This is a genomic window from Streptomyces sp. NPDC044061 (assembly GCF_056434305.1).
Map to the genome: position 1 here is coordinate 137336 of NZ_JBWKFL010000014.1, position 26723 is coordinate 164058.

Annotated in this window: 19 protein-coding genes and 1 tRNA gene; 7 read left to right on the top strand and 13 right to left on the bottom strand. The window is 71.1% G+C overall.

The window, feature by feature from the left end:
• The 8 genes from AC07CM_RS23690 to AC07CM_RS23725 all read right to left on the bottom strand — a co-directional run bounded on the left by AC07CM_RS23690 (window position 1) and on the right by AC07CM_RS23725 (window position 6655).
• Entirely contained in the window at window positions 1–699 is a 699-nt protein-coding gene (locus AC07CM_RS23690; protein WP_478878439.1) for an LPXTG cell wall anchor domain-containing protein, read from the bottom strand.
• Between the two features lie 146 nt (window positions 700–845).
• Complete coding sequence (locus tag AC07CM_RS23695; protein ID WP_478878440.1) at window positions 846–1349, bottom strand: hypothetical protein; 504 nt, start codon at window positions 1347–1349, stop codon at window positions 846–848.
• A 52-nt stretch (window positions 1350–1401) separates the two neighbouring features.
• A complete protein-coding gene (pth, locus tag AC07CM_RS23700; protein ID WP_478878441.1) occupies window positions 1402–2004 on the bottom strand; it encodes an aminoacyl-tRNA hydrolase in 603 nt (200 codons plus the stop codon).
• 163 nt (window positions 2005–2167) lie between these two features.
• A complete protein-coding gene (locus AC07CM_RS23705; protein ID WP_478878442.1) occupies window positions 2168–2764 on the bottom strand; it encodes a 50S ribosomal protein L25/general stress protein Ctc in 597 nt (198 codons plus the stop codon).
• A 210-nt stretch (window positions 2765–2974) separates the two neighbouring features.
• Window positions 2975–3955 (bottom strand): ribose-phosphate diphosphokinase, encoded by a 981-nt coding sequence (locus AC07CM_RS23710; protein WP_478878443.1) that lies wholly within the window; start codon window positions 3953–3955, stop codon window positions 2975–2977.
• Window positions 3956–4108: 153 nt separating this feature from the next.
• Entirely contained in the window at window positions 4109–5557 is a 1449-nt protein-coding gene (gene glmU / locus AC07CM_RS23715; RefSeq protein WP_478878444.1) for a bifunctional UDP-N-acetylglucosamine diphosphorylase/glucosamine-1-phosphate N-acetyltransferase GlmU, read from the bottom strand.
• A gap of 131 nt (window positions 5558–5688) precedes the next feature.
• Window positions 5689–5762 (bottom strand) — tRNA-Gln (locus AC07CM_RS23720).
• A gap of 11 nt (window positions 5763–5773) precedes the next feature.
• A complete protein-coding gene (locus AC07CM_RS23725; protein ID WP_478878445.1) occupies window positions 5774–6655 on the bottom strand; it encodes a hypothetical protein in 882 nt (293 codons plus the stop codon).
• 166 nt (window positions 6656–6821) lie between these two features.
• Between AC07CM_RS23725 and AC07CM_RS23730 the strand changes: the two genes are divergently transcribed.
• Window positions 6822–8120 (top strand): sensor histidine kinase, encoded by a 1299-nt coding sequence (locus AC07CM_RS23730; protein ID WP_478878446.1) that lies wholly within the window; start codon window positions 6822–6824, stop codon window positions 8118–8120.
• Between the two features lie 146 nt (window positions 8121–8266).
• Here AC07CM_RS23730 and AC07CM_RS23735 read toward each other — a convergent pair whose 3' ends face one another.
• Window positions 8267–8761, bottom strand: a complete 495-nt coding sequence (locus AC07CM_RS23735; RefSeq protein ID WP_478878447.1) for an SUKH-3 domain-containing protein — start codon at window positions 8759–8761, stop codon at window positions 8267–8269.
• 49 nt (window positions 8762–8810) lie between these two features.
• Complete coding sequence (locus tag AC07CM_RS23740) at window positions 8811–9335, bottom strand: YwqJ-related putative deaminase (RefSeq protein WP_478878448.1); 525 nt, start codon at window positions 9333–9335, stop codon at window positions 8811–8813.
• Window positions 9336–9590: 255 nt separating this feature from the next.
• Here AC07CM_RS23740 and AC07CM_RS23745 point away from each other — a divergent pair, with 255 nt between their 5' ends.
• The 3 genes from AC07CM_RS23745 (at window position 9591) to AC07CM_RS23755 (ending at window position 14858) form a co-directional block, all read left to right on the top strand.
• Window positions 9591–10586, top strand: coding sequence for an SMI1/KNR4 family protein (locus AC07CM_RS23745; RefSeq protein ID WP_478878449.1), 996 nt, complete (start codon window positions 9591–9593; stop codon window positions 10584–10586).
• Between the two features lie 10 nt (window positions 10587–10596).
• Window positions 10597–13674, top strand: a complete 3078-nt coding sequence (locus AC07CM_RS23750) for an SUKH-4 family immunity protein (RefSeq protein ID WP_478878450.1) — start codon at window positions 10597–10599, stop codon at window positions 13672–13674.
• Between the two features lie 296 nt (window positions 13675–13970).
• Window positions 13971–14858 (top strand): cellulose-binding protein, encoded by an 888-nt coding sequence (locus AC07CM_RS23755; protein ID WP_478878451.1) that lies wholly within the window; start codon window positions 13971–13973, stop codon window positions 14856–14858.
• A 38-nt stretch (window positions 14859–14896) separates the two neighbouring features.
• On the opposite strand, the gene AC07CM_RS23760 is transcribed toward AC07CM_RS23755, so the two are convergent.
• The 3 genes from AC07CM_RS23760 to AC07CM_RS23770 form a co-directional block, all read right to left on the bottom strand.
• On the bottom strand, window positions 14897–16549 hold the full coding sequence (locus AC07CM_RS23760) for a sodium/solute symporter (RefSeq protein WP_478878452.1): 1653 nt from the start codon (window positions 16547–16549) through the stop codon (window positions 14897–14899).
• A complete protein-coding gene (locus tag AC07CM_RS23765; RefSeq protein WP_478878453.1) occupies window positions 16546–16953 on the bottom strand; it encodes a DUF485 domain-containing protein in 408 nt (135 codons plus the stop codon). The genes AC07CM_RS23760 and AC07CM_RS23765 overlap by 4 nt, the downstream gene beginning before the upstream one ends.
• A gap of 195 nt (window positions 16954–17148) precedes the next feature.
• Window positions 17149–18645 (bottom strand): MFS transporter, encoded by a 1497-nt coding sequence (locus AC07CM_RS23770; RefSeq protein WP_478878454.1) that lies wholly within the window; start codon window positions 18643–18645, stop codon window positions 17149–17151.
• Between the two features lie 408 nt (window positions 18646–19053).
• On the opposite strand from AC07CM_RS23770, the gene AC07CM_RS23775 reads away from it, so the two are divergent.
• The 3 genes from AC07CM_RS23775 to mfd all read left to right on the top strand — a co-directional run bounded on the left by AC07CM_RS23775 (window position 19054) and on the right by mfd (window position 26326).
• Window positions 19054–19842: an ABC transporter ATP-binding protein gene (locus AC07CM_RS23775; RefSeq protein ID WP_478878455.1), complete on the top strand. Its 789-nt coding sequence runs from the start codon at window positions 19054–19056 to the stop codon at window positions 19840–19842.
• Entirely contained in the window at window positions 19839–22418 is a 2580-nt protein-coding gene (locus tag AC07CM_RS23780) for an ABC transporter permease (protein ID WP_478878456.1), read from the top strand. The genes AC07CM_RS23775 and AC07CM_RS23780 overlap by 4 nt, the downstream gene beginning before the upstream one ends.
• Window positions 22419–22783: 365 nt before the next feature.
• On the top strand, window positions 22784–26326 hold the full coding sequence (mfd, locus tag AC07CM_RS23785) for a transcription-repair coupling factor (RefSeq protein WP_478878457.1): 3543 nt from the start codon (window positions 22784–22786) through the stop codon (window positions 26324–26326).
• Window positions 26327–26723 lie beyond the last annotated feature (397 nt).

A 26723-nucleotide genomic window follows, 5' to 3' on the forward strand; every position in this document is an offset into this window, starting at 1 on the left:
TCAGCCCTGTCGGGCCCGGCGGCGCCTGGCCACCAGCCAGCCGCCCGCACCGACCAGCGCGGCGGCAGCGGCCGACAGCGGGCCCACCGGAACGCCGTTGCCGGTCTCGGCCAGATCGCCGCCGGCACCCTGCGCCGACGGAGCCGAGGACGGGGACGACCCGGAAGAGGGCGCCGCCGAGGAGGGGGCCGCGGAAGCCGGAGCCGCGGACGAGGGGGACGCGCCCGGAGCCGTACCCGAGGGCGAGGCGGACGCCGAGCCGGACGGCTTGCCGCCGCCGCCCCCGGAGCCCGAGCAGTCGGTCCAGAACACCTTGTGCTTGGCCGACCCCTTCTCACCCTCGAAGTTCCAGAACAGTTTGTAGTGGCCGTCCGGCAGTGACAGGTCCTCCGTACGGCCGTGACCGGCCGCGTCCAGGGTCAGGGCACCGGACTTCACGGTCTCGCCCTTCACGGCGGCCGTCGGCGCCCAGGCCTCGATGTGCCAGTCGACGCTCTGGACGCCGTCGAAACCGAAGGCGTCCAGGTAGAAGGTGCACACGTGCGGCTCGTTGCGGCGCAGCTCCTCGCCGGTCCGGGCGTCGTGGATCTTGACGGTGCCGTTGTCGCCGGGAGCTGTGGCGTGCGCGGCGGTGGGGACGGCGAGCAGAGCCGCCGAAGCGAGGGCGGTCAGCACGCCGACGCGAGTGAGGGTGGGCATAGGGCAGTCCATCTTCGAGATGCGAACAGGAAGACAACAGGAAGATGTGGAGGGGGCGGTTCAGCTTCCAGTTCCACCGGGCAGCCGGTCAATCACGAACAGGCAACACACAGGCCCCGCACAGACGTGAAGAACGCCCCAATCCCTCACAGCGCCACGAACGCCGCCGTCAGCAGCGCCGCCCCCGCCCCCGCCAGCAACCACGCCGGCCGCGTCAGCCGCATCCCGCCCGCGACCACCACAGAGGCCAGCAGCAACGCCCCGCCGAACGGTATCCAGGCGTACAGGATCCCCGCCGGCCCGGACCGCACCACCTCATCGGTCCCCGGCTTCACCACCACGTCGTAGGTCAGCCCCTTGCGCACCGCGACCGTCCGCGCGATCACCACCCGCGCACGGGCCCGCGCACCGTCCGACCCCGGCGTGAACGGACCACTGCACGAGTCCTCCGTACAGCCCGTCACCTTGATCGTGCCGCGCTCACGTCCCTTGGTCAGCATCACGTGCTGCGCGGTACCCCAGGAACCCCACACCCCGGCGAACAGGATCAGCGCGGCGACCGCACCCATCGCCGCGACCCGCCCGAACCGCAGCGCGGTCACGGAACCCTGGCGAGAGCTGGTGGCTGTGGCAGGCATGGCCGGGATCATTGGCCATACGACTACGATCGGTCAACTCGCCCGGGCGCCATGACAGGACAAGTCAGGAGTTGTACGCGCTCTGCGCCCGCTCCAGCCCCTCCGACACCAGACACTCCACCGCGTCCGCCGCCCGGTCCACGAAGTAGTCCAGCTCCTTGCGCTCCGCCGAACCGAAGTCCTTCAGCACGAAGTCCGCCACCTGCATACGACCCGGAGGACGCCCGATCCCGAACCGCACCCGGTGATAGTCCGCCCCCATCGCCTTCGTCATCGACTTCAGACCGTTGTGGCCGTTGTCGCCACCGCCCAGCTTCAGACGCAGCGTCCCGTAGTCGATGTCCAGCTCGTCATGGACCGCCACGATGTTCGCCAACGGCACCTTGTAGAAGTCCCGCAACGCGTTCACCGGACCTCCCGACAGGTTCATGAACGACATCGGCTTCGCCAGGATCACCCGCCGGTTCGCCGGCCCCACCGGACCGATCCGCCCCTCCAGCACCTGCGCCTGCGCCTTGCCCGCCCGCTTGAACTTCCCCCCGATCCGGTCCGCGAGCAGATCCACCACCATGAAACCGACGTTGTGCCGGTTCATGGCGTACTCCGGCCCGGGATTACCGAGCCCGACGACGAGCCAGGGGGCGTTGGCAGGGGTGGTCACGTCCATGTCTCCTTATGCAACAGCCGCTGCTCCCCCAAGGGAAGCAGCGGCTGTATACCACTGTGGGCAGTCGTTCCGCCACGGCGGAACGGGTGGGCACAGCCTGCGGCACCGGGACCCCGAAAAAGGCTCCCGGCCCCGCCACGGCCAGAAGCGCCGATGGGCCGGCTCAGGCCTCGGCGACTTCCTCGCCCTCGGTCTCCTCGCCCTCCACGGCCTCCTCGATCTGCGCCTGCAGGACCTGCAGGACGACCGCGTCCTCCTCGACGGCCAGCGTGACGCCGGACGGCAGGGTGATGTCCTTGGCGTGGATGGAGGCACCGGCCTCCAGGCCCTCCACGGACACCGTGACGGCCTCGGGGATGTGCGTGGCCTCGGCCTCGACCGGCAGCGCGTTCAGCACGTGCTCGAGCAGGTTGCCACCCGGGGCCAGCTCGCCCTCGGCGTGCACGGGAATCTCGACCGTGACCTTCTCGCCGCGCTTGACCAGCAGCAGGTCGACGTGCTCCAGGAAGCCCTTGATCGGGTCACGCTGCACGGACTTCGGGATCGCCAGCTCGTTGGACTTGCCGTCGATGTCCAGGGAGATCAGGACGTTCGGCGTACGCAGCGCCAGCAGCAGCTCGTGGCCCGGCAGGGTCAGGTGCAGCGGGTCGGAACCGTGGCCGTACAGGACACCCGGAACCTTGCTGTCACGGCGGATGCGACGGGCCGCACCCTTGCCGAACTCGGTGCGGGTCTCGGCGGTGAGCTTCACCTCGGACATATCGATCACTCCTCGTAGGAACTCGGAACGGACGTGGTCACCCGGCCACGAACGGCCTGCTACGAAGAGCGCGTCGATAACGGACCGCCGTGCCCCCGTCAGAAACGGAGTACGGCCTCCCTCGCCGAGCAACTGCAGCAGTCTACTCGGCAGGGGAGGCCGCATCCAAAAGGATCTTCAGCTAGCCCACGACAGGGGCCCGCAGAAACCTCACTGCTCGTCGAAGAGGCTGGTCACCGACCCGTCCTCGAACACCTCACGCACCGCACTCGCGATCGTCGGAGCGATCGACAGCACCTTGATCTTGTCCAGATCCACCGCCAGCTCACCCGGCGTCGGCAGCGTGTTCGTGAACACGAACTCACTCACCCGCGAGTTCTTCAACCGGTCCGCCGCCGGACCCGACAGCACACCGTGCGTCGCCGTCACGATGACATCCTCCGCACCGTGCGCGAACAGCGCGTCCGCGGCCGCACAGATCGTGCCACCCGTGTCGATCATGTCGTCCACCAGGACACACACCCGACCCTTGACCTCACCCACGACCTCGTGGACGGTCACCTGGTTCGCCACGTCCTTGTCCCGACGCTTGTGCACGATCGCCAGCGGCGCACCGAGCCGGTCACACCACCGGTCCGCCACCCGCACACGACCCGCGTCCGGCGACACGACCGTCAGCTTGTCCCGGTCCACCTTGTCACCCACGTAGTCCGCCAGCAGCGGCAGCGCGAACAAGTGGTCCACCGGCCCGTCGAAGAACCCCTGGATCTGGTCCGTGTGCAGATCCATGGTCAGAATCCGGTCCGCACCCGCGGTCTTCATCAGATCCGCGATCAGACGCGCCGAAATCGGTTCACGACCCCGGTGCTTCTTGTCCTGCCGCGCGTAACCGTAGAACGGCACGATGACCGTGATGGAACGGGCCGACGCACGCTTCAGCGCGTCGATCATGATCAGCTGCTCCATGATCCACTTGTTGATCGGAGCCGTGTGGCTCTGGATCAGGAAGCAGTCCGCACCACGAGCCGACTCCTGGTAGCGGACATAGATCTCGCCATTGGCGAAGTCGAAGGCCTTCGTCGGGACAACCCCGACACCCAGCTGCTGGGCGACCTCCTCGGCAAGCTCGGGGTGGGCGCGGCCGGAGAAGAACATCAACTTCTTCTCGCCGGTCGTCTTGATCCCGGTCACAGCACTGTCTCCTCAGAGGTGTCTCAGCCAGCCGGCTGCTCGGCGACCTCTCGGCTGGGCATGAGAGGCCGAATCAGCTGGTCGGGGTGCGGGGTGCACTCGTGCGGATGCGCACTTATCACGGTACGCCGTGTTCGGCGCACCCGTTTCCGGTCAGCCCTCGCGCTCGCCCTGCCGCGACGCCGCCTCGGCCGCCTTCGCGGCCGCACTCCCAGGACGCTTACGAGCCACCCAACCCTCGATATTCCGCTGCTGACCGCGGGCCACGGCCAGCGAACCGGGCGGCACATCCTTCGTGATCACAGACCCGGCAGCGGTGTAAGCACCGTCCCCGACCGTGACAGGAGCCACAAACATGTTGTCCGAACCCGTCTTGCAATGCGACCCGACCGTCGTGTGGTGCTTGCTCTCACCGTCGTAGTTCACGAACACACTCGCCGCCCCGATGTTCGTGAAATCACCGATCGTCGCATCACCCACGTACGACAGATGCGGAACCTTCGTCCCCTCACCGATCGAGGAGTTCTTCGTCTCCACATACGTCCCGATCTTGGCCTTCACCCCCAGACGCGTCCCCGGCCGCAGATACGCGTACGGCCCCACCGACGCCTGCGCACCGATCCGCGCACCGTCCGACACCGTGTTGTCCACCCGCGCCCCCGCACCCACCCGGGTGTCGTTCAGCCGGCTGTTCGGACCCACCTCGGCACCCGCACCGATGTGCGTCGAACCGGTCAGCAACGTGTTCGGCAGCACCACCGAATCCTGCTCGAACGTCACGGTCACATCGACCCAGGTACTCCCCGGATCCACCACCGTCACCCCGTCCAGCATCGCCCGGGTCAGCAGACGGTCGTTGAGGATCCGACGGGCCTCCGCCAGCTGCACCCGGTTGTTGATCCCCGCGATCTCCCGGTGATCGCCGGCCACCGAAGCACCGACCCGATGCCCGGCCTCCCGCAGAATCCCCAGCACATCGGTCAGGTACTCCTCACCCTGACTGTTGTCCCTCCGCACCTTCTTCAGCGCGTCCGCCAGCAACGACCCGTCGAACGCGAACACCCCGCTGTTGATCTCCCGGATCGACCGCTGGGTATCCGTCGCGTCCTTGTGCTCCACGATCGCCGTCACGGCACCGGACGCGTCGTCACGGACGATACGGCCGTAACCGGTCGCATCCGGAACCTCCGCGGTCAGGACCGTCACCGCGTTGCCGTCCGCGTGGTGCGTCGCCGCGAGCTGCTTCAGAGTGTCGGCGGTCAGCAGCGGGGTGTCCCCGCAGACGACCACGACAGTCCCGTCCACGGACCCGCCCAGCTCCTCCAGCCCCATCCGTACGGCGTGCCCCGTGCCGTTCTGCTGCGCCTGCACGGCCGTCCGCACACCGGGGTCGATCTCGGTCAGGTGCTCGGTGACCTGCTCACGGGCGTGGCCCACGACGACGACCAGGTTCGCGGGGTCCAACTCACGGGCCGCGGCCAGCACATGACCGACCAGGGAACGGCCGCAGATCTGGTGCAGGACCTTCGGCGTGGCCGACTTCATACGGGTGCCCTCACCCGCTGCGAGAACGACGACGGCTGCCGGGCGAATGGCGCTCACGGGGTTGCCCTTCGGCTCTGGATGGGTGGGGGTGACAGCCGCAGGATACCGGGGGGAGATCTGGGGGAAATGAGTGCGGGCCCTGACGGTGGTGTTACCGGTCAGGACCCGAACGTAGGTTTTGTGTGCTGTGGCTCCCGGAGAAGGATTCGAACCCTCATTCAACGGACCAAAACCGTTTGTCCTACCTTTAGACGATCCGGGATAGTTTGCACGCTATGTCCGATTCGATTGATCGGCTTCGCATGCGGCCTCCACTATGCCGCACCAAGAGCCTTCGATGCGACGGTACAAGTCGGCTCCTTTAAGGACTTTAACCGTGAGGCAACCCCGGTAGTCATCGCCGGTGTTCTTGCGGACCGTCTTGGGATTGTGCTTCTTGAGGTTCGTCTTGCAGAAGGAGGAGCGGTCCGCGCCGACGAGTCCGGCCCAGTACTCTTCCGCGCCTTGCACGTCTGCGGTTTCGTGGATCATCACGGTGTATCGGAGACGCTCGCGCTCCACCCCCAGGAGGTCGAGCCAGGCGAGGAAGACCTTGATCATGCCGGGGTCGCTGTTGACGAAGGTGACGTTTTCACGACGGGCGTAAGGCTTGTCCTTCCCACCCTCGGCCCAGTAGAGCCCCACGCCGACGAGGAAGAGCTCGCGGGCTGACAGGCCGCCCACGGCCTGCTTGGCTTCGTCCTTGGTTCGTCGGCGTTCTCCGTCCCGGATGCGCAGCTTCTCCTCCCAGCCCTTCTTGGCGATGGCTGCCGCCTCCTCCGGAGTGCGCTTGCGCTCCGGCTTCGGCAGATCCCGCACCCATAGCGAGATCGAACTCTTCGAGCACCCCAGCGCCACCTGAATCTGGTCGTACGTCCAGCCCTGGAGCCGTAGCTCGCGCGCCTTCTCCCTCACGTCGTCTTTCGCGTTGGGCCGCTTCGTCCACTCCGGCGGCGGTTCCCCCTCCAGGAGCCGGTTGAGGATGTCGTTGTTGTCGACGTGAAGCCGGTCACGGATCTGCCGTCGGCTCAGCCCCTCGCGGCGCAGTGCGACCGCTCGCTCTCGCAACCCCTCGAAGTCCTCGTACTTGCCGCTCTTGCCCGCTGAATGTGCCATGTGCATACCGTCCGGGCGGAATGTGCGCCTCCGGGCTCGAACGGGTGTGGTTCAGCAGTTCGAGGGATACCGGCGGGTTTCGAGGTCATTCGATTACGGAGTGTGGTGTGTGGCGGTAGGCGAAAGTCACCGGAAAAGCCGCCCCCGCCGCCCGTAGGCTGGACGCATGACCACGACGGGGGAAGAGCACGCCAGGGCCCTGACCGGCCCGTGGTGGTGGGCCAGGTGGCGCAGTGCGGTGTTGGACGGGAGTCTCGCGCTGGTGTCCGCCGTGGAGTGCGCCGCGGAGGGGATTCCGTTCGCCCGGGACGCGGGGCTCCCGGTGTCGGTGGGGATCGTGTTCGGGCTGATCGCCGGTTCGGTCCTGCTGGTGCGTCGTAAGTGGCCGATCGCCGTCGTGCTGGTAGCGATCGCGATCACGCCGGCCCAGATGGGTTTCCTGATGGGGATCGTCGGCCTGTACACGCTGGCTGCGTGCGAGCTGCCGCGGCGGATCATCGTGGCGTTGGCGGGGATGAGTCTGCTGGGCACGATGATCGTGACGTTCGTGCGGGTGCGGCAGGACATGGCGCGGGGTGATCTGACCCTCGGTGACTGGTTTGTGCCGTTCGCGTCCATCGCGACGTCGCTGGGGCTGACGGCTCCGCCGGTGTTGCTGGGGTTGTACGTGGGGGCGCGGCGCCGGCTGATGGAGAGTCTGCGGGAGCGGGCGGACAGTCTGGAGCGGGAGCTTCAGTTGCTTGCGGAGCGGGCGGAGGAGCGGGCGGAGTGGGCGCGCAACGAGGAGCGGACGCGGATCGCCCGGGAGATGCATGACGTCGTCGCGCATCGGGTGAGTCTGATGGTGGTGCATGCCGCCGCGCTGCAGGCGGTGGCGCGGAAGGATCCCGAGAAGGCGGTGCGGAATGCCGCGTTGGTGGGGGACATGGGGCGGCAGGCGCTGACGGAGTTGCGGGAGATGCTCGGGGTGCTGCGGTCGGGGGAGGCCGCGGGGCGGCGTGCGGCGGTGGTGCCGTTGGCGGCGGTGGCCGCGGCGGAGGCCGTGTCGAGGGTGGTGGACGAGGCGGAGGGTCCGTGTCTGTCCGAGTTGGACGAGTTGGTCGGGCAGTCGGCCGCTGCGGGCATGGTGGTGAATCTGTCCGTGGAGGGTGAGGTGCGGTCGTATGCGGCGGAGGTGGAGCAGACGGCGTTCCGGGTGGTGCAGGAGGCGTTGACGAACGTCCACAAGCATGCGGCGGGTGCGAAGACGCATGTGCGGCTGGCGCATCGGGGTGTGGAGATCGCGATGCAGGTGGAGAACGAGCCGCCGCCGGAGCCGGGGTCGGCGTCGGCGGCGCGGTTGCCGTCGGGTGGCAACGGCCTGGTGGGGATGCGGGAGCGGGTCGTGGCGCTGGGTGGGGTGTTCGTGTCGGGGCCGACGGATGCGGGGGGTTTCCGGGTGTCGGCGGTGATTCCGGCGGTGTGATCGCGGGGCCGGTCGGTGGTGGGGCGCAGTCGCTTTGTGTTCCGGCTGTCCTGGGTCTCCGGCGTCGGCCGGCTGCCGGTCGTGCCGGCGCCGCGGCTGCCGTCTGCCGTGCGGGCTGTGCGGCTGCTGTGGGTCGAACCGGCTGCTCAGCCGGCTTTCAGGCGTGCGGGTTCCGTGCCGGCGATGAGGGTGGAGAGGGCGTGGTCGATGTCGGGGCCGACGTACCAGTCGCCGGTGTGGTCGAGGGCGTAGACGCGGCCGTCGGTGTCGATGGCGAGGAGGGCGGCGGTGTCGGTTTCCTCGCCGAGGGGGCTGACCTCGGTGCCGAGGGCGCGGCCGAGGTCGCCGAGGGTGCGGGCGAGGTGGAGGCCGTGCAGGGGGTCGAGGTGGAGGGTGGCGGGGGCGACCTGGCGGCCGGGGCCGGTGGGGGTGATGCGGAGTCCGCCGAATTCGGCCCAGGCTTCGACCGCGGCGGGGAAGACGGTGTGCCGGTGCCCGGCGGGTGAGGTGTGGTCGCGCAGGGTGTCGGCCCAGATTTCCGCCTGCTTTATGTCCCAGCGTCCGGGTTGCCAGCCTGCGGTGCGCAGGGCGGCGTCGACGGGTACGGGGAAGCGGGTGGTGGAGGTGCGGTCGGGGTGCATCGGCCCTTCGATCGTCGTGTGTGCGGGGTGGTTCCGGGGACGCCGGGTTTCAGTCGTCGGTTGCGGTGGGGTCGACGATGCGGACGCCGAAGTGGGCGCTGAGGGCGGTGCAGGCGCGGCAGGGTGTGGCGAAGCTGCCGTGGAGGGGGTCGCCGTCCTCGCGTATGCGGCGGGCGGTGAGTTTTGCCAGTTTGAGGGTCTTGCGGGCTTCGCCGTTGGTCATGGGTTTGCGGGCGGCGCGTTTGCTGCGGGCGGCGTCTGCGGCGGCGATGTGCCGGGAGATGAGGATGGTTTCGGCGCAGCGGCCGGTGAAGCGGTCGCGTTGGGCGCTGGTGAGGGTGTCGAGGAAGTCCTGGACGAGGGGGTGGAGGGCTGGGGGCTGGTCGCCGCGGGCGGCGGTGCCGGTGAGGGTGGCGCCGCGGACGGAGAGGGCGGCGGCGACGGTGGGCAGGATGCCGTCGCGGCGGTGCAGGAGGGTGGGGACGGGGGGTGTGTCGGTGCCGCTCCAGCCGATGCGAGGGTCGCCGGCCCGCACGTCGCCACCTCCGGTCTGCAAGGCGTTCATGATCGTCATTCCCCTCCCGGGCATCCCCCCGAAGGACACAGAGTGCCAAATGCCGTGGCGGGTGCGGAAGCTGGGGCGGCGCGACACGCCCGTGTTCGGGTGGGCTGTCACGATGGGGTGACGGCTGGTCACGGAAGGGGAGGCGGGAAGTGGAGGGGTGGGGTGGAGGGCCGGTGACCCGTGTCCGTGTACCGCATAGGCTGTCGGCATCCGCGATCGACACCGCCGTTCAGGCCAGAGAGAACGCCGCAGGGGGCAACCGCCATGACGACAGGTCGGCTCGGGCAGCAAGCCGCGCCGCCGAACGCGGCCTATGCCGGGCAGGTCGTGCACTTCCCGGATCCGGTTCGGGCGGCGCGTCACCCGAGAGGGGTACGCATCGATGAGCGCGGTTACCCGGATTTCTCGCCGTATGCGCGCGCGGCGGCGGAGATCGCCGATCCGCCGGAAGGTTTCGGTGTCGACGAGCTGCGGCTGACCGACTATGTGTCGGCGAATGCCGCGCTGGCGGCGTCGGGGCACGAGTTGTGGGACACGGTGCCGGATGTGGCGACGCCGCACGGCTGGACGTGGCATCACGTGGTGGGTTCGCGGCGGCTGGAGTTGGTTCCGGTCGAGGTGAAGGCGTTGCTGCGGCACCACGGTGGGGTGGCGACGGCCCGGGTGGAGCAGGGCAAGCGGGGGACGCGGCCGTTGCAGGAGACGCGGCCGGCGCACTTCGGGCTGCCGAAGTCGGGTGTGGCGGTGACGGAGTCGCAGGTGCAGGGTGTCGAGGAGGATCTGGGCTACCGGTTGCCCGGTGCCTATCGTTCGTTCCTGAAGGCGGCGGGTGGGTGTGCGCCGGTGGGCGCTGCTCTGGACGCCGAGTTGGGGCTGCTGCTGGACCAGCCGTTCTTCACGGTGCGGGACGAGGCGGCGGTGAATGACCTGGTGTACGTCAACAAGTGTCTGCGTGACCACCTGACGAAGGACTACCTGGGCGTCGGTTTCGTGCAGGGCGGGTTGCTCGCGGTGAAGGTGAAGGGCGAGCGGATCGGTTCGGTGTGGTTCTGCGCGTACGACGATGTGCGGGACGTGGATCCGTCGTGGTCGCCGGCCGAGCGGGTGGAGCGGTTGTTGCTGCCGTGCGGTGAGGATTTCGATGTCTTCCTGTCGCGGCTCGCGGGTAATCCGCCGGAGTTGGAGACGGTGGCGAACCTGATGGTGGACGGCGGTTTCGCGCGTGCCGTTGCGGTGTCTTCCGGCTCGGTGGGGGAGTGAGTTCCAGGCGATGGTGACGTTCGCGCAGGCGCAGGAGCGCGCCGAGGAGTGGATCAACGGGGATGTCCCGGCGTACCAGCATCGTGAGGTGCGGGTGCGGGAGTTCGAGCTGGGTTTCGTGGTGTGGGGCGAGGACCGTGCGGAGGGCCCGCGTTCGGACGCGGGTGGGCAGCGGCTCGTCATCGCCCGGGACAGCGGTGAGGCGACGTTGTGGCCGGCGTTGCCGGTGGGTGAGGTGATCCGCCGGTACGAGGAGGAGTACGGCCGTGGTGACGACGTTCAGGACGCGGTGCCGGCGCCGGCTGCGCGGGTGGATCTGAATCAGACGTCGTTCCTGCTGTCTCCGCCGGAGTGGTTGCAGGAGGCGGCGGACAAGCTGGGGATCCCGGATCGGCGCGCGGGTGAGGGGTCGGGCGCTGCGGCGTCGGCTTCGCCCTCGGCCGTGGCGGATTCCGGTGCTGGTGCTGGTGCTGGTGTTGTGTCCGGTCGGGTCGGTGGGGGTTCCGCCGGGGGCGGGGCGCTCGCCGAGACGCAGGCCGGGGTGCCGGTGGGTGCGGATGCCGCGGCTTCGGCCGGAGCCGGCGGTGCGGGTGCGCCCGGTGGACCGGGGAGCGGTGCGTCGTGGCCGGGTGCCGGTGCGCCGCAGGTGCCTGTGGGTGCCACGCCGTGGGCCGGTACGGACACCAACGCGGATGCCGGTGAGGACCGTTCGGTGCCGTTGCCCGCGACGGTGTTCGCGCCGCCGTTGAGCGACCCGGACGGCGAGGCCCCGCGGCCGCCGGCGGCCGCGCCGGACGCGAAGACGGCGTTGATCTCGGGGGGCAGCCAGCTGCCGCCCACGGCGGTCGCGCCGGCGCTGGACTCGTCGAACGTGCCGGGGGCGCAGAGCTTCCCGCCGGGGGTGCCGGGTGCCCCGCAGGGGAGTACGCCTCCGCCGCCTGCGGGTGCGACGCCGTACGGCTATCCGCAGGCTGCGCCGGCGCCGGGTGCGCCGGCGCCGGGTGCGCCCGCCTACGTTCCGGCGCCCGGTACTGCGCCGGCGCCTCCTGGTGTGCCTGGCGCACCGGGTGCTCCGCAGGGGAGTACGCCTCCGCCGCCTGCGGGTGCGACGCCGTACGGCTATCCGCAGGGCCCGGGAGCGCCGGGTGTCCCCGGTTACGGCTATCCGCAGGCGCCGGGCGCCGGTCCGGACGTGCCGCAGCCTCCGGTCGGTCCGAACGCGCCTCACCCGCCGGCCGGGCCGGCCGCGCCGGGGCGGCCGCTCGCGCCGAACGCCGGGGACATCGCGGACGCCGCGACCAGCAAGGCAGCGCCGCCGCCGCGCAAGCCGCGCGCCGGGCTGGGCACGCCTCCGCCTCCGCCGGGCGCCCCGGGTGCGCCGGGTGCGCGCCCGGGGAGCACGCCGCCGCCGGCGCCCGGCGCGCCGGGTGGGCCCGCGGGTGGCTACGTACCGACGCAGCTCGTGTCGGCGCTCGGACCCGAGGGGCCTGAGGGCCCGGGTGTCCCGGGCGTTCCCGGTGGTCCCGGGGGCGCCGACGCGGCGCGGGGGCAGGGTGCGCCGAATGCGCCGGGTGCTCCCAACGCGCCTGGCGTACCTGGTGCTCCCGGTGGCACGCCCCCTGGGGGCGTGCACCATGCGGCCACGGTGCTGGCCGACCCGAGCCAGATGGGAGCCGCGCCGCAGCCGCCGGGCGCTCCGGGCGCCCCGGGCATGCCGAACCCGCCCGGCGCTCCCGCGGCTCCTGGCGCCCCCGGCATGCCTCCGGCCCCCGGCGCGCCTCACCTCGCGGGCTTCCCGGGCGCGCCTCAGCCTCCTGGCGCGCCCGGTGTCCCTGGCGCCCCCGCCGCGCCTCAGCCTCCCGGCGCGCCCGGCGTTCCCGGAGGCCCGGGCGGTGCCGTGCATCACGCGGAGACCGTGCTGGCCGCTCCTCCCGTGGGCGGCCCGGGCGCGCCCCCGCCGCCGCCCGCTCCGGGCGCACTCGGCGCCCCCGGCATGCCGCCCGGCGCTCCCGGTGTCCCGGGTGCCCCGCAGCCGATGCCGCCGGGCGCGATGCCGCCGCCGGGCGGTCCGCTGCCGGGGCAGCCTCAGGGGTACGGCTATCCGCAGCCGGGGCAGCCGACGGTGGGCCCGGGGTATCAGGCCGTGCTGCGCTACCGCGCGCAGGACGGTTCGGAGCAGCAGCTGATCCGGCGTTCGGCGCCGGGTACGCCGCACCCGGAGTGGCAGATCTTCCACGAGCTGCGCGCGATGAACGTGCCGCCGGACCAGGTGCTGGAGCTGCACACGGAGCTGGAGTCGTGTGAGCTGCCGGGTGCCTACTGCGCGCGGATGATCCGGGAGCAGTGGCCGCAGGCGCGGATCGCGAGCATCGCGCCGTACGGCACGGATCACGCGAGCCGGCAGCAGGGCATGCAGCAGTTGCTGGCGCACCAGGGCGAGTTGCACCAGGTGGCGGACGGTCCCGCGCGGCCGGCGCCGGTGCGGGCCCCGCTGGTGCCGGTGCAGGCCGTGCCGCCGATCCCGCCGGAGGGCATCGCGCAGGAGCTGGCGGCGGCGTTCGGGCCGGGGATCTTCCGGTTCGAACAGCAGGCGGTGTCGCGTCAGGGTGTGCCGCCGGTCGTGGCGCACACGCTGGTGGTGGCCGGACTGCCGTTGGACATGGGCCCGTTCTTCTGGGCGCAGGCCCAGCCGGGCCGTCCGGTGCCGACGCTGGCGGAGCTGGCGGCCGAGCGAGGGGTGCAGCCGGCTCCGGACGCGGGTTCGTACCTTGTGATGGGTACGGACTTCGGCAAGGCGCTCTGTGTGCAGTACGGGACGGCGAACATCGTCGCGGTGCCGGTGGAGGCGGGTCCGGGTGGTGCGCCGGTGCCGCCGCAGTTCGTGAACTCGGGGCTGCCGGAGTTCGCGCGGTGCCTGGCGCTGCTGGGCCGGATGTGGCGTCTGAGGTTCGGGTTGAACCAGGAGCAGGCGGGCCGCTGGACCGTCGACTTCCAGGCGCAGTTGGCCGCCCTGGACCCGGCGGCGCTCGGTTCGCCGGAGAGCTGGTGGTCGGTGCTGCTGGAGCAGATGTGGGACGGTCTGCTGTAGTCCGCTTGCCCGGAGCCCGGCAGTTGGTGCCGTAGCGGCTCGAAGTCCCCGTTCGTCATGCCCTTCACGCGTGCGTGGAGGGCATGACGCGTTTTCGCAGGCCGGTCCAGGGTGCCGGGCCCGCACCGCCGCATGGTCGGCCACGGCCTGTCGCTGATCGGAAAGTGCCGCATGTGGGGGAGATTTCGACCGTGACATGTATGCGGAGTGTCGCGTTATGCGCGATTACGCCCGATCCATCAAGATGTGCGCCACATCGTCCTGTCGTGTGTGTCCGGTGGAGAGGGGTTCCCAGCGTGAGCAGCGCATCGATGACGCCGCACCGTTTCGTGACTGTCCGGGGGCGCGCCTACCGCCCGGAACAGGTCGACGCCTACCTCGTGACGCTGTGGCAGGACCGGGACACCGCGTGGGAGCGTGCCGCGCGGCTGACCGTGCTCGCCAAGGACATGGAGGCGGAGGCCGCGCGGCTGCGCGAGGCGGTCGCGGGGCTCGAGCCGCAGACCTACGAGACCCTCGGGGAACGGGCGCGGCGCATCCACGAACTGGTGCTGCAGGAGGCGGTGGCCGTCCGTGAAAGCGCCCGGAGCGAAGCGCGGGAGCGGCTCGCGCGGGCCGAGGCGTACGCGCTCGAACTGAGCCGGGCGGCGGGGGAGGCGGCGGACGCGCTCGGCGTGGACGCCGAGGAACACGCCCGCCGGTGCCTCCTCGCGGCGCGCGCCGAGGCCGACGACCTGCGCGTCGGCGCCCGGCGCGAGGTGAAGGAAGGGCGTGGTGCGGCGCTCTCGGCGCTGCGCGAGGAGCGGCAGCGCACCACCGACGAGCTCGCCGAGCAGTCCAGGGAGCACGCCGAGCGGTGGTCCGCGGCCGAGCGTGAGGAGGGCGAACGGGTGGCCGAGTTCGAGGCCCGTCACGCCGAGCGGGCCGCCCTGGCGGAGGCCGCCCTGTCCGCCGCCGAACGTGAGCGCGTCGAGGCCGAGGAGGCCGCGCGCCGCTGCCAGGAGGAGGCACACGCGCGTGCCGCCGGCATCGTCGCCGAGGCACGCGCGCGTGAGGAGCGGATCGCGCGGGACACGGAACAGGTGCTGCGCGAGCACGGCGAGACCTGGGACTGCGTCCAGACACAGATGGATTCGGTGCGCGACAGTCTCATCTCGCTGACGGGCAGAGCGGCCCTGGACTAGCGGGCGCCGCCGCCGCGGGCGGCGCCCGTGGCGCCCTCTCAGCCGCCCCTGCGCACCGCCCCCGCCAGGATCCAGCCCTCCACCGCCTCGTACTGGTGCCGCTGTTGCTCCGCCTTCCGGCGGCCCGAGACGACCGTGCCCAGCCAGCCGAAGAAGAAGCCGGCCGGGATGGAGACGATGCCGGTGGTGGTGAACGGGAACCAGTTGAAGTCGGCCTGCGGGAAGGCCGAGACGGGCGAGCCGGAGACGAGGTTGGTGCCCGGCATGAGCAGCAGCACCGTCAGCGAGCCCCCGATCAGCGTGCACATCAGCCCGCTTCGGGTGTAGCGGCGCCAGAACAGGCCGTACACCAGGGCGGGCGCGAGGGCGGAGGCGCCCAGGCAGAAGGAGAGGGTCACCAGCGGCTGCAGGCTGTGGTGCTGCACCAGGGTGGCCAGCAGGATCGTCGGCACTCCTGTGGCGAGCGCGGAGAGCCGGGCCAGGGCCATCTCCCGGCGGGCCGGCATCTCCTGCACCCGGGCCGCGAACACGTCGTGGGCCAGGGAGTTGGCGCAGGCGAGGATCATCCCGGCCACGGAGGCGAGCAGGGTCAGGAAGATCGCCGTCGTCACCAGGGTGAACAGGAACGTCTCCGCCGTCGAGACGTCGGCGCCGAACACCGCCCGCGAGCCGAGCAGGTAGGCGGTGTTGCCCTGCGGGTCGGCCGCGGCGATCGTCGCACGGCCGACCAGGGCGGTGGCGCCGAACCCGACCACCGTGATGACCAGTACGAACAGGGCCACGATCGACACCGCCCAGGACATCGAGCGGCGCACCTGGCGGGCGTTGGTGGCGGTGTACATGCGCATGGTGATGTGCGGCAGACAGGCGCCGCCGAGGACGACGGTCAGCTCCGAGGCGATCATGTCCACCCGGGAGCGGGAGCCGGTGCCGAACTCCAGCCCGGAGCGCAGGAAGGCCGGGCCGGCCCCGCTCTGCGTCGCCGCCGCGTGGAACAGCGCGCCCGGGTCCCAGTCGAAGCGGCGCAGGATCAGCAGGGCGACCACGGCGCCGGAACCGACCAGCATCACGATCTTCAGGATCTGGATGAGCGCGGTGCCCTTCATGCCGCCGATCGCCGCGTAGGCGATCATCAGTGCGCCGAGGCCGACGACGCAGCCGGTCTTCAGCGACTCGTTGGTGAAGCCCAGGATGAACGCCATCAGCTGCCCGGTGCCGGCCAGTTGGACGAGCATCAGCGGCAGCAGCGAGGCGATGGTCACCGCGCAGACCGTGATGCGCACACACCGGCCCGGCAGCCTGCGGGCCAGCGCGTCGCCCATGGTGAACCGGCCCGCGTTGCGCAGTGGTTCCGCCAGCAGGAACATCAGCAGCATCAGCGACAGCGCCGTACTGAGGGCGAGCACGAGCCCGTCGTAGCCGCACAGGGCGATGACCCCGCCGGTGCCGAGGACGGTGGCCGCGGAGATGTAGTCGCCGGCGATGGCCAGGCCGTTGCGCAGCGGGGAGAGGGAGCCGTAGCCGGTGTAGAACTCGTCGAGGTCGTCGCGGTCCGGGCCGGTCATCACGCACAGCAGCAGGGTCAGGGTGGCCACGGTGGAGAAGGCCACCAGCGACATGGCCTGCGCCGAGTCGCTGAAACCGGTGAAGCCGGTGAGGCCGTTCGGGACCGGGGAGGCGCTGGTGGTCATCGGGCCGCTCCTCGCCGGGCGTTCAGTTCGGCCTCCTTGCGGATGCGGTCCGCGAGCGGGTCCACATGGCGGCGCGCGGTGTGCTCGTACAGGGCGATCGCCAGCCAGGTGACGGGGAGTTGGAGGAGGGCGAGCAGCAGGCCCGCCGGGATGCCGTCGGCGACCGTCCGGGTCATGACCTGCGGCGCGAACGCGGACAGCACGAGGAACAGGGTGAAATAGCCGAGCGCGGTGAGTGTGGCGGTGCGGCGCTGCCAGCGGTAGGCGCTGCGCAGCACGCGCAGGTCGCTGTGGTGTCCGAGGGCTTCGCGGGGCGGGGTGCGGCGTGGGCGGGGCGGTTCCGGGGGCGGGGGCTGCCAGGGGTAGGTGAAGTACGACGGCGGGTGCGGCGGGTCGTAGGACATCCCATTGGCTCCTTGCGTGGCTCGGGTCCGTGGCGGCGGACCGCAGGGAGGTGGGGGGCGCGGAGCCACGCACGCTACTCGCGGGGCCGGGGGCCGCGTGGCGTTTTCACCTAACTGGCCGGTCGGTATGCGACTACCTCCACGGAAGCGGCTGCGAGCGCGGGTGTCACCCGCGTTGACCCGCGGGAGCGGGAGTCACTCCTGCCGCATCGGGAACCGCCGCGGCGCCACCACCAACAGCACCACGAACGCCAGTGCCGCCGCGCAGGCGGCGCCGACGTACACCGCGTGCACCGCCGCGGCGATCGCCTCCCGGGTCGCCTCCGGCGCCGTACCGGCGTCCAGCGCGCGCGTGATCGACTCCAGGTCGCCCGCCCCGCCCAGCCGGGCGGCCAGCACCCCGTTGGCGACGGCGCCGAACACGGAGGCACCCACGGTCTGCCCGGTCTGCCGGCAGAACAGCACCGACGCCGTCGTGGTACCGCGCTCCGACCAGCCGACCGAGGACTGCACCCCGATGATCAGCGGCAGCTGGAACAGTCCCAGCGCCGCGCCCAGTACCAGCATCAGCAGCATCGGCTGCCACCAGGACCCGGGGTACGGCAGGAACGGGAACGCGAGCAGGATCAGCGTGCCGAGCCCGATGCCGATCAGCGCGGTGTCCCGGAAACCGATGCGCCGGTACACGTGCTGGCTGAGCGCCGCGGACGCCGACCAGGTCAGCGTCCACACGCACAGCACGAGTCCGGCGGCCGCGGGGCCCAGCCCGAGCACCGACTGCGCGTACGTCGGCAGGAACACCGACGGCGCCACCATCAGCAGCCCCAGCGCACCGAACGCCAGGTTGACGGCCGCGATCGTACGGCGCCGCCACACCCACCCAGGGATGATCGGCTCGGCCGCCCGCCGTTCCACCCACACCACGACCCCGGCCAGGGCGAGCCCGGCGCCGAACAGCGCCAGCGAGGGCGCCGACAGCCACGCCCAGGCCACCCCGCCCTGCACCAGCGCGGTCAGCAGCACCCCGCCGCACGCGAACACCGCGAGCGCGCCCGCCCAGTCCACGCGCGCGTGGGGCGCCTTCTCCCGCTCGGGCTCGTGGAGATGGCGGACGATCAGCCACAGCGCGGCGGCGCCGATCGGCAGGTTGACGAGGAAGATCCACCGCCAGTCGGCGTACGCGGCCAGCACCCCGCCGAGACCCGGCCCGGCGACCGCCGACACCGCCCACACCGTGGACAGCCTGGCCTGGATCCTCGGGCGCTCCGCCAGCGGGTACAGATCGGCGGCCAGCGTCTGCACCGTCCCCTGCAACGCCCCGCCGCCCAGCCCCTGCACGACGCGGAACGCGATCAGCGCGGCCATGTTCCAGGCGCCCGCGCACAACAGCGAGCCCAGCAGGAACACGGCGGCGCCCGCGACCAGGACCGGCTTGCGGCCGAAGGTGTCGGACAGCTTGCCGTAGACGGGCAGGGTGACCGTGACGGCCAGCAGATAGCCGGAGAACAGCCAGGAGAAGACGGAGAACCCGCCCAGGTCGCCGACGATCTGCGGCACGGCGGTGGAGACGATGGTGGCGTCGAGCGCGGCCAGCGCCATCGAGAGCATCAGCGCGGCGACGACCGCGCCTCTGCCGCGGGTGCCCTGCCCCGTGGCCGCGCCGTCGCGTGTCGCGGGTGTCGTACTCCCCACCGGAACCCCTCCCCGTGCCCCCTGCACCTATATGTCGTCCGACAGCTTCCCACTTGACCCTGACGCGACGGGAGGGTGGAGCCTTGCTGGGCCGGAAGGTGGAGCCGACCCCGACAAGGACTCCACCCGGCGGTGGACCACCCCTAGGGGTACCTCCGTACTACGGCTCGGGGAGGGTTCGTCCCGCCGGAGGACGAGAGGGGCCGGGTGCCGTCCTTAACCTGGCTTTACGCCGCTGGGGGGCGGCTGACCGAACCGGCGGGGGTGGGGTTTTCCCCCGCACAAGAGGGGTCTTCACACCAGCGCGCGGCCCACCCGCCGCACGCGAGACTCGTCGACGTACCCAGAACGACGCACCGGTCCACCGGGGCGCATCCGCAACTTGTCGACCGACATAGGAGACATACCGTGACATCGGCTGTGACCATTCCCAGGCACGGGGGCACTGGAGGGCGTACGGCCGTTGCCGCGCGGGCGCGGCAGGTCGTGAAGGCGTACGGGTCCGGCGAGACCCGTGTCGTCGCCCTGGACCACGTCGACGTGGACATCGCCCGCGGCCAGTTCACCGCGATCATGGGCCCCTCCGGGTCCGGCAAGTCCACCCTGATGCACTGCCTCGCCGGCCTCGACACCGTCACGTCCGGGCAGATCTACCTGGACGAGACCGAGATCACCGGCCTGAAGGACAAGAAGCTCACCCAACTGCGCCGGGACCGGATCGGGTTCATCTTCCAGGCGTTCAACCTGCTGCCGACGCTGAACGCGCTCGAGAACATCACGCTGCCCATGGACATCGCCGGCCGCAAACCGGACCGGGCGTGGCTGGACCGGGTCGTGGAGACCGTCGGCCTCGCCGGACGCCTCAAGCACCGGCCGACCCAGCTCTCCGGCGGCCAGCAGCAGCGGGTGGCCGTGGCCCGGGCGCTCGCCGCCCGCCCGGAGATCATCTTCGGCGACGAGCCGACCGGAAACCTCGACTCGCGCGCCGGCGCCGAAGTCCTCGGCTTCCTGCGGAAGTCCGTGGACGAACTCGGCCAGACCATCGTGATGGTCACCCACGACCCGGTCGCCGCCTCCTACGCCGACCGCGTCCTCTACCTCGCCGACGGCCGCATCGTGGACGAGATGTACCAGCCGACGGCCGATCAGGTCCTGGACCGCATGAAGGACTTCGACGCCCGGGGGCGCACGTCATGACCGTCCTGAAGACCTCGATGCGCAACTTCTTCGCGCACAAGGGCCGCATGGCGCTGTCCGCCGTCGCGGTGCTGCTGTCGGTGGGCTTCGTCAGCGGCACCCTGGTGTTCACCGACACGATGAACACCACCTTCGACAAGCTCTTCCAGGCGACGTCCTCTGACGTGACGGTCAGCGCCAAGGGCGCCTCCGACAACGGCGAGACCACCTCCCGCACCGGCAAGCCGCCGGTCATGCCGGCCTCCGTGCTCGGCGACGTCCGCAAGGCGCAGGGCGTGCGCAAGGCCGAGGGCACGGTGTTCTCCACCTCGGTCACCGTCATCGACGCCGACAGGGACAAGCTGTCGCCCAGCAGCGGCGCGCCGACCATCGTCGGCAGCTGGAACGGCAACGACGCCCGCACCATGAAGATCACCTCCGGTGCTGCGCCCAAGGGCCCGGGCCAGGTCATGGTCGACGCGGACACCGCCGACAAGCACCACCTGAAGCTCGGCGACGACATCGGCCTGATCTCCGCCGTCGGCACGCACCACGCGCGCGTGTCCGGCATCGCCACCTTCCAGGTCACCAACCCCGGCGCGGCCATCTTCTACCTGGACACCAGGACCGCCCAGCAGACCCTGGTCGGCCGGACCGGCGTGTACACCAACGTCAACGTCACCGCCGCCAAGGGCGTCACCGACGCACAGCTGAAGAAGAACGTGACCGCCGAACTCGGCCACGGCTACAAGGTGCAGACCGCCAAGGAGGTCGCCGATGCCAACCAGAAGGACGTCGAGAGCTTCCTGAACGTCATGAAGTACGCGATGCTCGGCTTCGCCGGGATCGCCTTCCTGGTCGGCATCTTCCTGATCATCAACACCTTCTCGATGCTGGTCGCCCAGCGCACCCGGGAGATCGGCCTGATGCGCGCCATCGGCTCCTCCCGCCGCCAGGTCAACCGGTCCGTGCTCGTCGAGGCGCTGCTGCTCGGCGTCATCGGGTCCGTCCTCGGCGTCGGCGCCGGCGTCGGCATCGCGGTCGGCCTGATGAAGCTCATGGGCAACATGGGGATGCACCTGTCCACCGACGACCTGACCGTCGCGTGGACCACCCCCGTGCTCGGCCTGCTGCTCGGCGTGGTCGTCACCGTCCTCGCCGCCTACCTGCCCGCCCGGCGCGCCGGCAAGGTCTCCCCGATGGCCGCCCTGCGCGACGCGGGCGCCCCGGCCGACGCCAAGGCCGGCATCGTCCGGGCCCTGCTCGGCCTGGCCCTCACCGGCGCCGGCGTCGCGAGCCTGTACGTCGCCGCCACCGCCGACAAGGCCAAGGGCGGCTCCGCGTGGCTGGGTCTCGGCGTGGTGCTGACCCTGATCGGCTTCGTCGTCATCGGCCCGCTGCTCGCCGGCGGACTGGTCCGCGTCCTCGGCGCGGTCATGCTGCGGATCTTCGGCCCCGTCGGACGGATGGCCGAGCGCAACGCGCTGCGCAACCCGCGCCGCACCGGCGCCACCGGCGCCGCGCTGATGATCGGCCTGGCCCTGGTGGCCTGCCTGTCGGTGGTCGGCTCCTCGATGGTGGCCTCCGCCACCGACCAGCTCGACAAGACCGTCGGCACGGACTTCATCATCCAGGAGGACCACGGCCAGGTCATCAACCCGCAGGCCGTCAAGGCCATCAAGGACACGCCGGGTCTGGCGCGGGTCACCGAGTACCGGTCGACCGTGGCCGACTACACCACTCCCGACGGCCGCACGCTCAAGGACACCGACATCACGGCGGCCGACCCGACGTACGCGCGCGACCTGCGCAAGAAGACCGTCGCGGGCAACCTCGAGGACGCCTACCGGCCCGACTCGATGTCCGTCCACGAGAAGTTCGCCAAGGCCCACGGCATCCACCTCGGCTCGAAGATCGGCGTCGCGTTCAAGGACGGCTCCACGGCCCATCTGACGGTCCGCGCGATCACCAGCAGCGACGAGGTGATCGACCAGGGCGCCATGTACACCTCGATCGCCACCCTCGCGAAGTACGTCCCCGCCGACAAGATGCCGCTCGACCAGCTGGTCTTCGCCACCGCCGAGAGCGGGCAGCAGGCGTCCGCGTACAAGGCGCTGAAGTCGGCGCTGCGCGACTACCCGCAGTACACCGTGCGCGACCAGACCGACTACAAGAAGGCGCTGAAGGACCAGATCGGCCAGCTGCTGAACATGATCTACGGCCTGCTGGCGCTCGCGATCATCGTCGCGGTCCTCGGTGTGGTGAACACCCTCGCCCTCTCCGTGGTCGAGCGGACCCGTGAGATCGGCCTGATGCGGGCGATCGGTCTCTCCCGCCGCCAGCTGCGCCGCATGATCCGCCTGGAGTCCGTGGTGATCGCCGTCTTCGGCGCCCTGCTGGGCCTCGGTCTCGGCATGGGCTGGGGCGCGACCGCCCAGAAGCTCCTCGCCCTGGAGGGCCTGAAGGTTCTGGACATCCCCTGGCCCACGATCATCACCGTCTTCGTCGCCTCGGCCTTCGTGGGCCTGTTCGCGGCGCTGATCCCGGCGTTCCGGGCGGGCCGGATGAACGTCCTGAACGCGATCGCGACGGACTAGCGCGCGGGCTTGGCCGACGGTCACCACACGGGCGTACGGCCGACGACCACCGCATACGGGGGTTGCGGGGGAGATCCCGGTGCCGGGGAGTCTTGGGGGACTTCCCGGCACCGGGTTTTCGGCGTGTCCCCGGCGTGTCCCCCGGCGGTCTCTTCGGCGTCTCTTCGGCTCTCGCTGTCCAGCGGACCGGGACGGGTGGGCATGGTGGGATGCCGGGACGGTCCACTGCGGCACCGGGCACCACGAAGCGGAGGTTGTCCACAGCCCCGGCACCCGCAGGCGCAGCGTCGTAGGCTGGACACCCCCGGCCCTGCACACGAGTCGGGCTCTTCGCGTTGCCCACACCCGGACGGAAAGCCTCCTCCATGAGCCTGCACGGTCTGCTCGACGCCGTAGTCAAGGACCCCGCCCTCGCGGAAGCGATCACGGCGGCCGCGGACGGCAACCGCATGCACGTCGACCTCGTCGGCCCCTCGGCCGCCCGCCCCTTCGCGGTGGCCGCCCTCGCCCGTGAGTCCGCCCGCCCGGTGCTCGCGGTGACGGCGACGGGGCGCGAGGCCGAGGACCTGGCGGCGGCCCTGCGCTCGCTGCTGCCCTCTGAGGGCGTCGTGGAGTACCCCTCCTGGGAGACCCTCCCGCACGAGCGGCTCAGCCCCCGCAGCGACACCGTCGGCCGCCGCCTCGCCGTCCTGCGCCGCCTCGCCCACCCCAGCCCGGACGACCCCGAGACCGGCCCGGTCTCCGTGGTCGTGGCGCCCGTACGGTCCGTGCTGCAGCCACAGGTCAAGGGCCTCGGCGATCTGGAACCCGTCTCCCTGCGGACCGGCCGGACCGCCGATCTGAACGAGGTCGTGGAGGCCCTCGCGGCCGCCGCCTACGCGCGCGTGGAGCTGGTCGAGAAGCGCGGCGAGTTCGCCGTGCGCGGCGGCATCCTCGACGTGTTCCCGCCCACCGAGGAACACCCCCTGCGCATCGAGTTCTGGGGCGACGACATCGAGGAGATCCGCTACTTCAAGGTCGCCGACCAGCGCTCCCTCGAAGTCGCCGAGCACGGCGTGTGGGCCCCGCCCTGCCGAGAGCTGCTGCTGACGGACGACGTGCGCGCACGCGCGCGTGCCCTCGCCGAAGAGCACCCGGAGCTGGGCGAACTGCTGAACAAGATCGCCGAGGGCATCGCGGTCGAGGGCATGGAGTCCCTCGCCCCCGTCCTCGTCGACGACATGGAGCTGCTCCTCGACGTCCTGCCCAAGGGCGCCATGGCCGTGGTGTGCGACCCGGAGCGGGTCCGCACCCGTGCCGCCGACCTGGTCGCCACGAGCCAGGAGTTCCTGCAGGCCTCCTGGGCGGCCACCGCGGGCGGCGGCGAGGCCCCGATCGACGTCGGCGCCGCCTCCCTGTGGTCCATCGCCGACGTCCGCGACCGCGCGCGCGAGCTGGACATGATGTGGTGGTCGGTGTCGCCGTTCGCGGCGGACCTCGAACTCGACTCCCTCGACGGCGACACCCTCAAGCTCGGCATGCACGCGCCCGAGACGTACCGCGGCGACACCGCCAAGGCACTCGCCGACACCAAGGGCTGGCTCGCCGACGGCTGGCGCACGGTCTTCGTCACCGAGGGCCACGGCCCGGCCGCCCGCACGGTGGAGGTGCTCGGCGGCGAGGGCATCGCGGCCCGCCTGGACGCCGACCTCGGCGAGCTCAGCCCCTCCGTGGTGCACGTCTCCTGCGGCTGCATCGACTACGGCTTCGTGGACCCGGCGCTCAGACTCGCCGTCCTCACCGAGACCGACCTGTCCGGCCAGAAGGCCGCCGGCCGCGACGGCACCCGGATGCCGGCCCGCCGCCGCAAGACCATCGACCCGCTCACCCTGGAGCAGGGCGACTACATCGTGCACGAGCAGCACGGCGTCGGCCGCTACATCGAGATGGTGCAGCGCACCGTGCAGGGCGCCACCCGCGAGTACCTGGTCGTGGAGTACGCCCCCGCCAAGCGCGGCCAGCCCGGCGACCGCCTCTACATCCCCACCGACCAGCTGGAGCAGATCACCAAGTACGTCGGCGGCGAGGCCCCCACCCTGCACCGCCTGGGCGGCGCGGACTGGACGAAGACCAAGGCACGCGCCAAGAAGGCGGTCAAGGAGATCGCCGCCGACCTGATCAAGCTCTACAGCGCCCGCATGGCCGCACCCGGCCACGCCTTCGGCTCCGACACGCCCTGGCAGCGCGAGCTGGAGGACGCCTTCCCGTACGCGGAGACCCCCGACCAGCTCACCACCATCGCCGAGGTCAAGGAGGACATGGAGAAGTCGGTCCCCATGGACCGCCTGATCTGCGGCGACGTCGGCTACGGCAAGACCGAGATCGCGGTCCGCGCCGCCTTCAAGGCCGTACAGGACGGCAAGCAGGTCGCGGTCCTCGTGCCCACGACCCTGCTGGTGCAGCAGCACTTCGGCACGTTCTCCGAGCGGTACGGGCAGTTCCCGGTGAGCGTGAAGGCGCTGTCCCGCTTCCAGACCGACACCGAGGCCAAGGCCGTCCTCGAGGGCCTGAAGGACGGCGCGGTGGACATCGTCATCGGCACCCATCGCCTGTTCTCCTCCGAGACCAAGTTCAAGGACCTCGGACTGGTCGTCGTCGACGAGGAGCAGCGCTTCGGCGTCGAGCACAAGGAGCAGCTGAAGAAGCTCCGCGCCAACGTCGACGTCCTGACCATGTCCGCCACCCCGATCCCGCGCACCCTGGAGATGGCGGTCACCGGCATCCGCGAGATGTCCACCATCACCACCCCGCCCGAGGAGCGGCACCCGGTGCTCACCTTCGTCGGGCCGTACGAGGAGAAGCAGATCGGCGCGGCCATCCGCCGCGAACTGCTGCGCGAGGGCCAGGTCTTCTACATCCACAACCGCGTCGAGTCCATCGACCGCGCGGCGGCGCGACTGCGCGAGATCGTCCCCGAGGCGCGCATCGCCACGGCACACGGCCAGATGTCCGAGTCGACGCTGGAGCAGGTGGTCGTCGACTTCTGGGAGAAGAAGTTCGACGTGCTCGTCTCCACCACGATCGTCGAGTCCGGCATCGACATCTCCAACGCCAACACGCTGATCGTGGAGCGCGGCGACAACTTCGGCCTCTCCCAGCTGCACCAGCTGCGCGGCCGCGTCGGCCGGGGCCGCGAGCGGGGCTACGCCTACTTCCTCTACCCGCCGGAGAAGCCGCTCACCGAGACCGCGCACGAGCGGCTGGCCACCATCGCCCAGCACACCGAGATGGGCGCGGGCATGTACGTGGCGATGAAGGACCTGGAGATCCGCGGCGCCGGAAACCTGCTCGGCGGCGAGCAGTCCGGGCACATCGCGGGTGTCGGCTTCGACCTGTACGTCCGCATGGTCGGCGAGGCGGTCGCCGACTACCGGCGCCAGCTGGAGACAGGGGAGGTCGAGGAGGAGGCACCGCTCGAGGTCAAGATCGAGCTGCCCGTCGACGCGCACGTCCCGCACGACTACGCCCCCGGCGAGCGGCTGCGTCTGCAGGCCTACCGGGCCATCGCCTCCGCCAACTCCGAGCAGGACATCAAGGCCGTCCGCGAGGAACTCACCGACCGCTACGGCAAGCTGCCCGAACCGGTGGAGAACCTGCTGCTGGTGGCCGGCCTGCGGATGCTCGCGCGAGCGTGCGGCGTCGGCGAGATCGTCCTGCAGGGCACCAACATCCGGTTCGCGCCGGTGGAGTTGCGCGAGTCGCAGGAGCTGCGGGTCAAGCGCCTGTACCCGGGCACGGTCATCAAGCCGGCCGTGCACCAGGTCCTGGTCCCGCGCCCGAAGACCGCGAAGGTCGGCGGCAAGCCGCTCGTCGGCCGCGAACTGCTGGGCTGGGTGGGCGAGTTCCTCGCCTCGATCCTGGGGTCGTAGAGGATCGGGCCCCGCTCGCCGAACCAAGCGCCGAGCGGGCCGGGCCGGGCAGTCCTGCCCGTGTCGGGTTCTGGGCGGTCGCACGTGAGGGCCGGACCGGGTGAGGGGCACGTCCGCGGCTGGAGCGGTGAGCAGTGACCGGCCGCCCGGGTCCGTCCGGCCGCCCGGGTCCTGGTCGAGCCGGACGGTACTGCCACGGAGGCGGGCCCTGCCCCGCGCCGCGGAGGAGGACACCGACCGCCTGGCCGCCGGCCCCTGGCGGGTGCTCGGCCGCGTCGCCACCCACCGCCTCGCCGGCCTCCTCCGCGACTACTGGTTCGCGGTCCTGTCTCTCCGGGCTGCTGTCCTCCGAGTCCACCCTGGGCATCGGCAAGGCGTGAGCGGGCGCACGGGCACG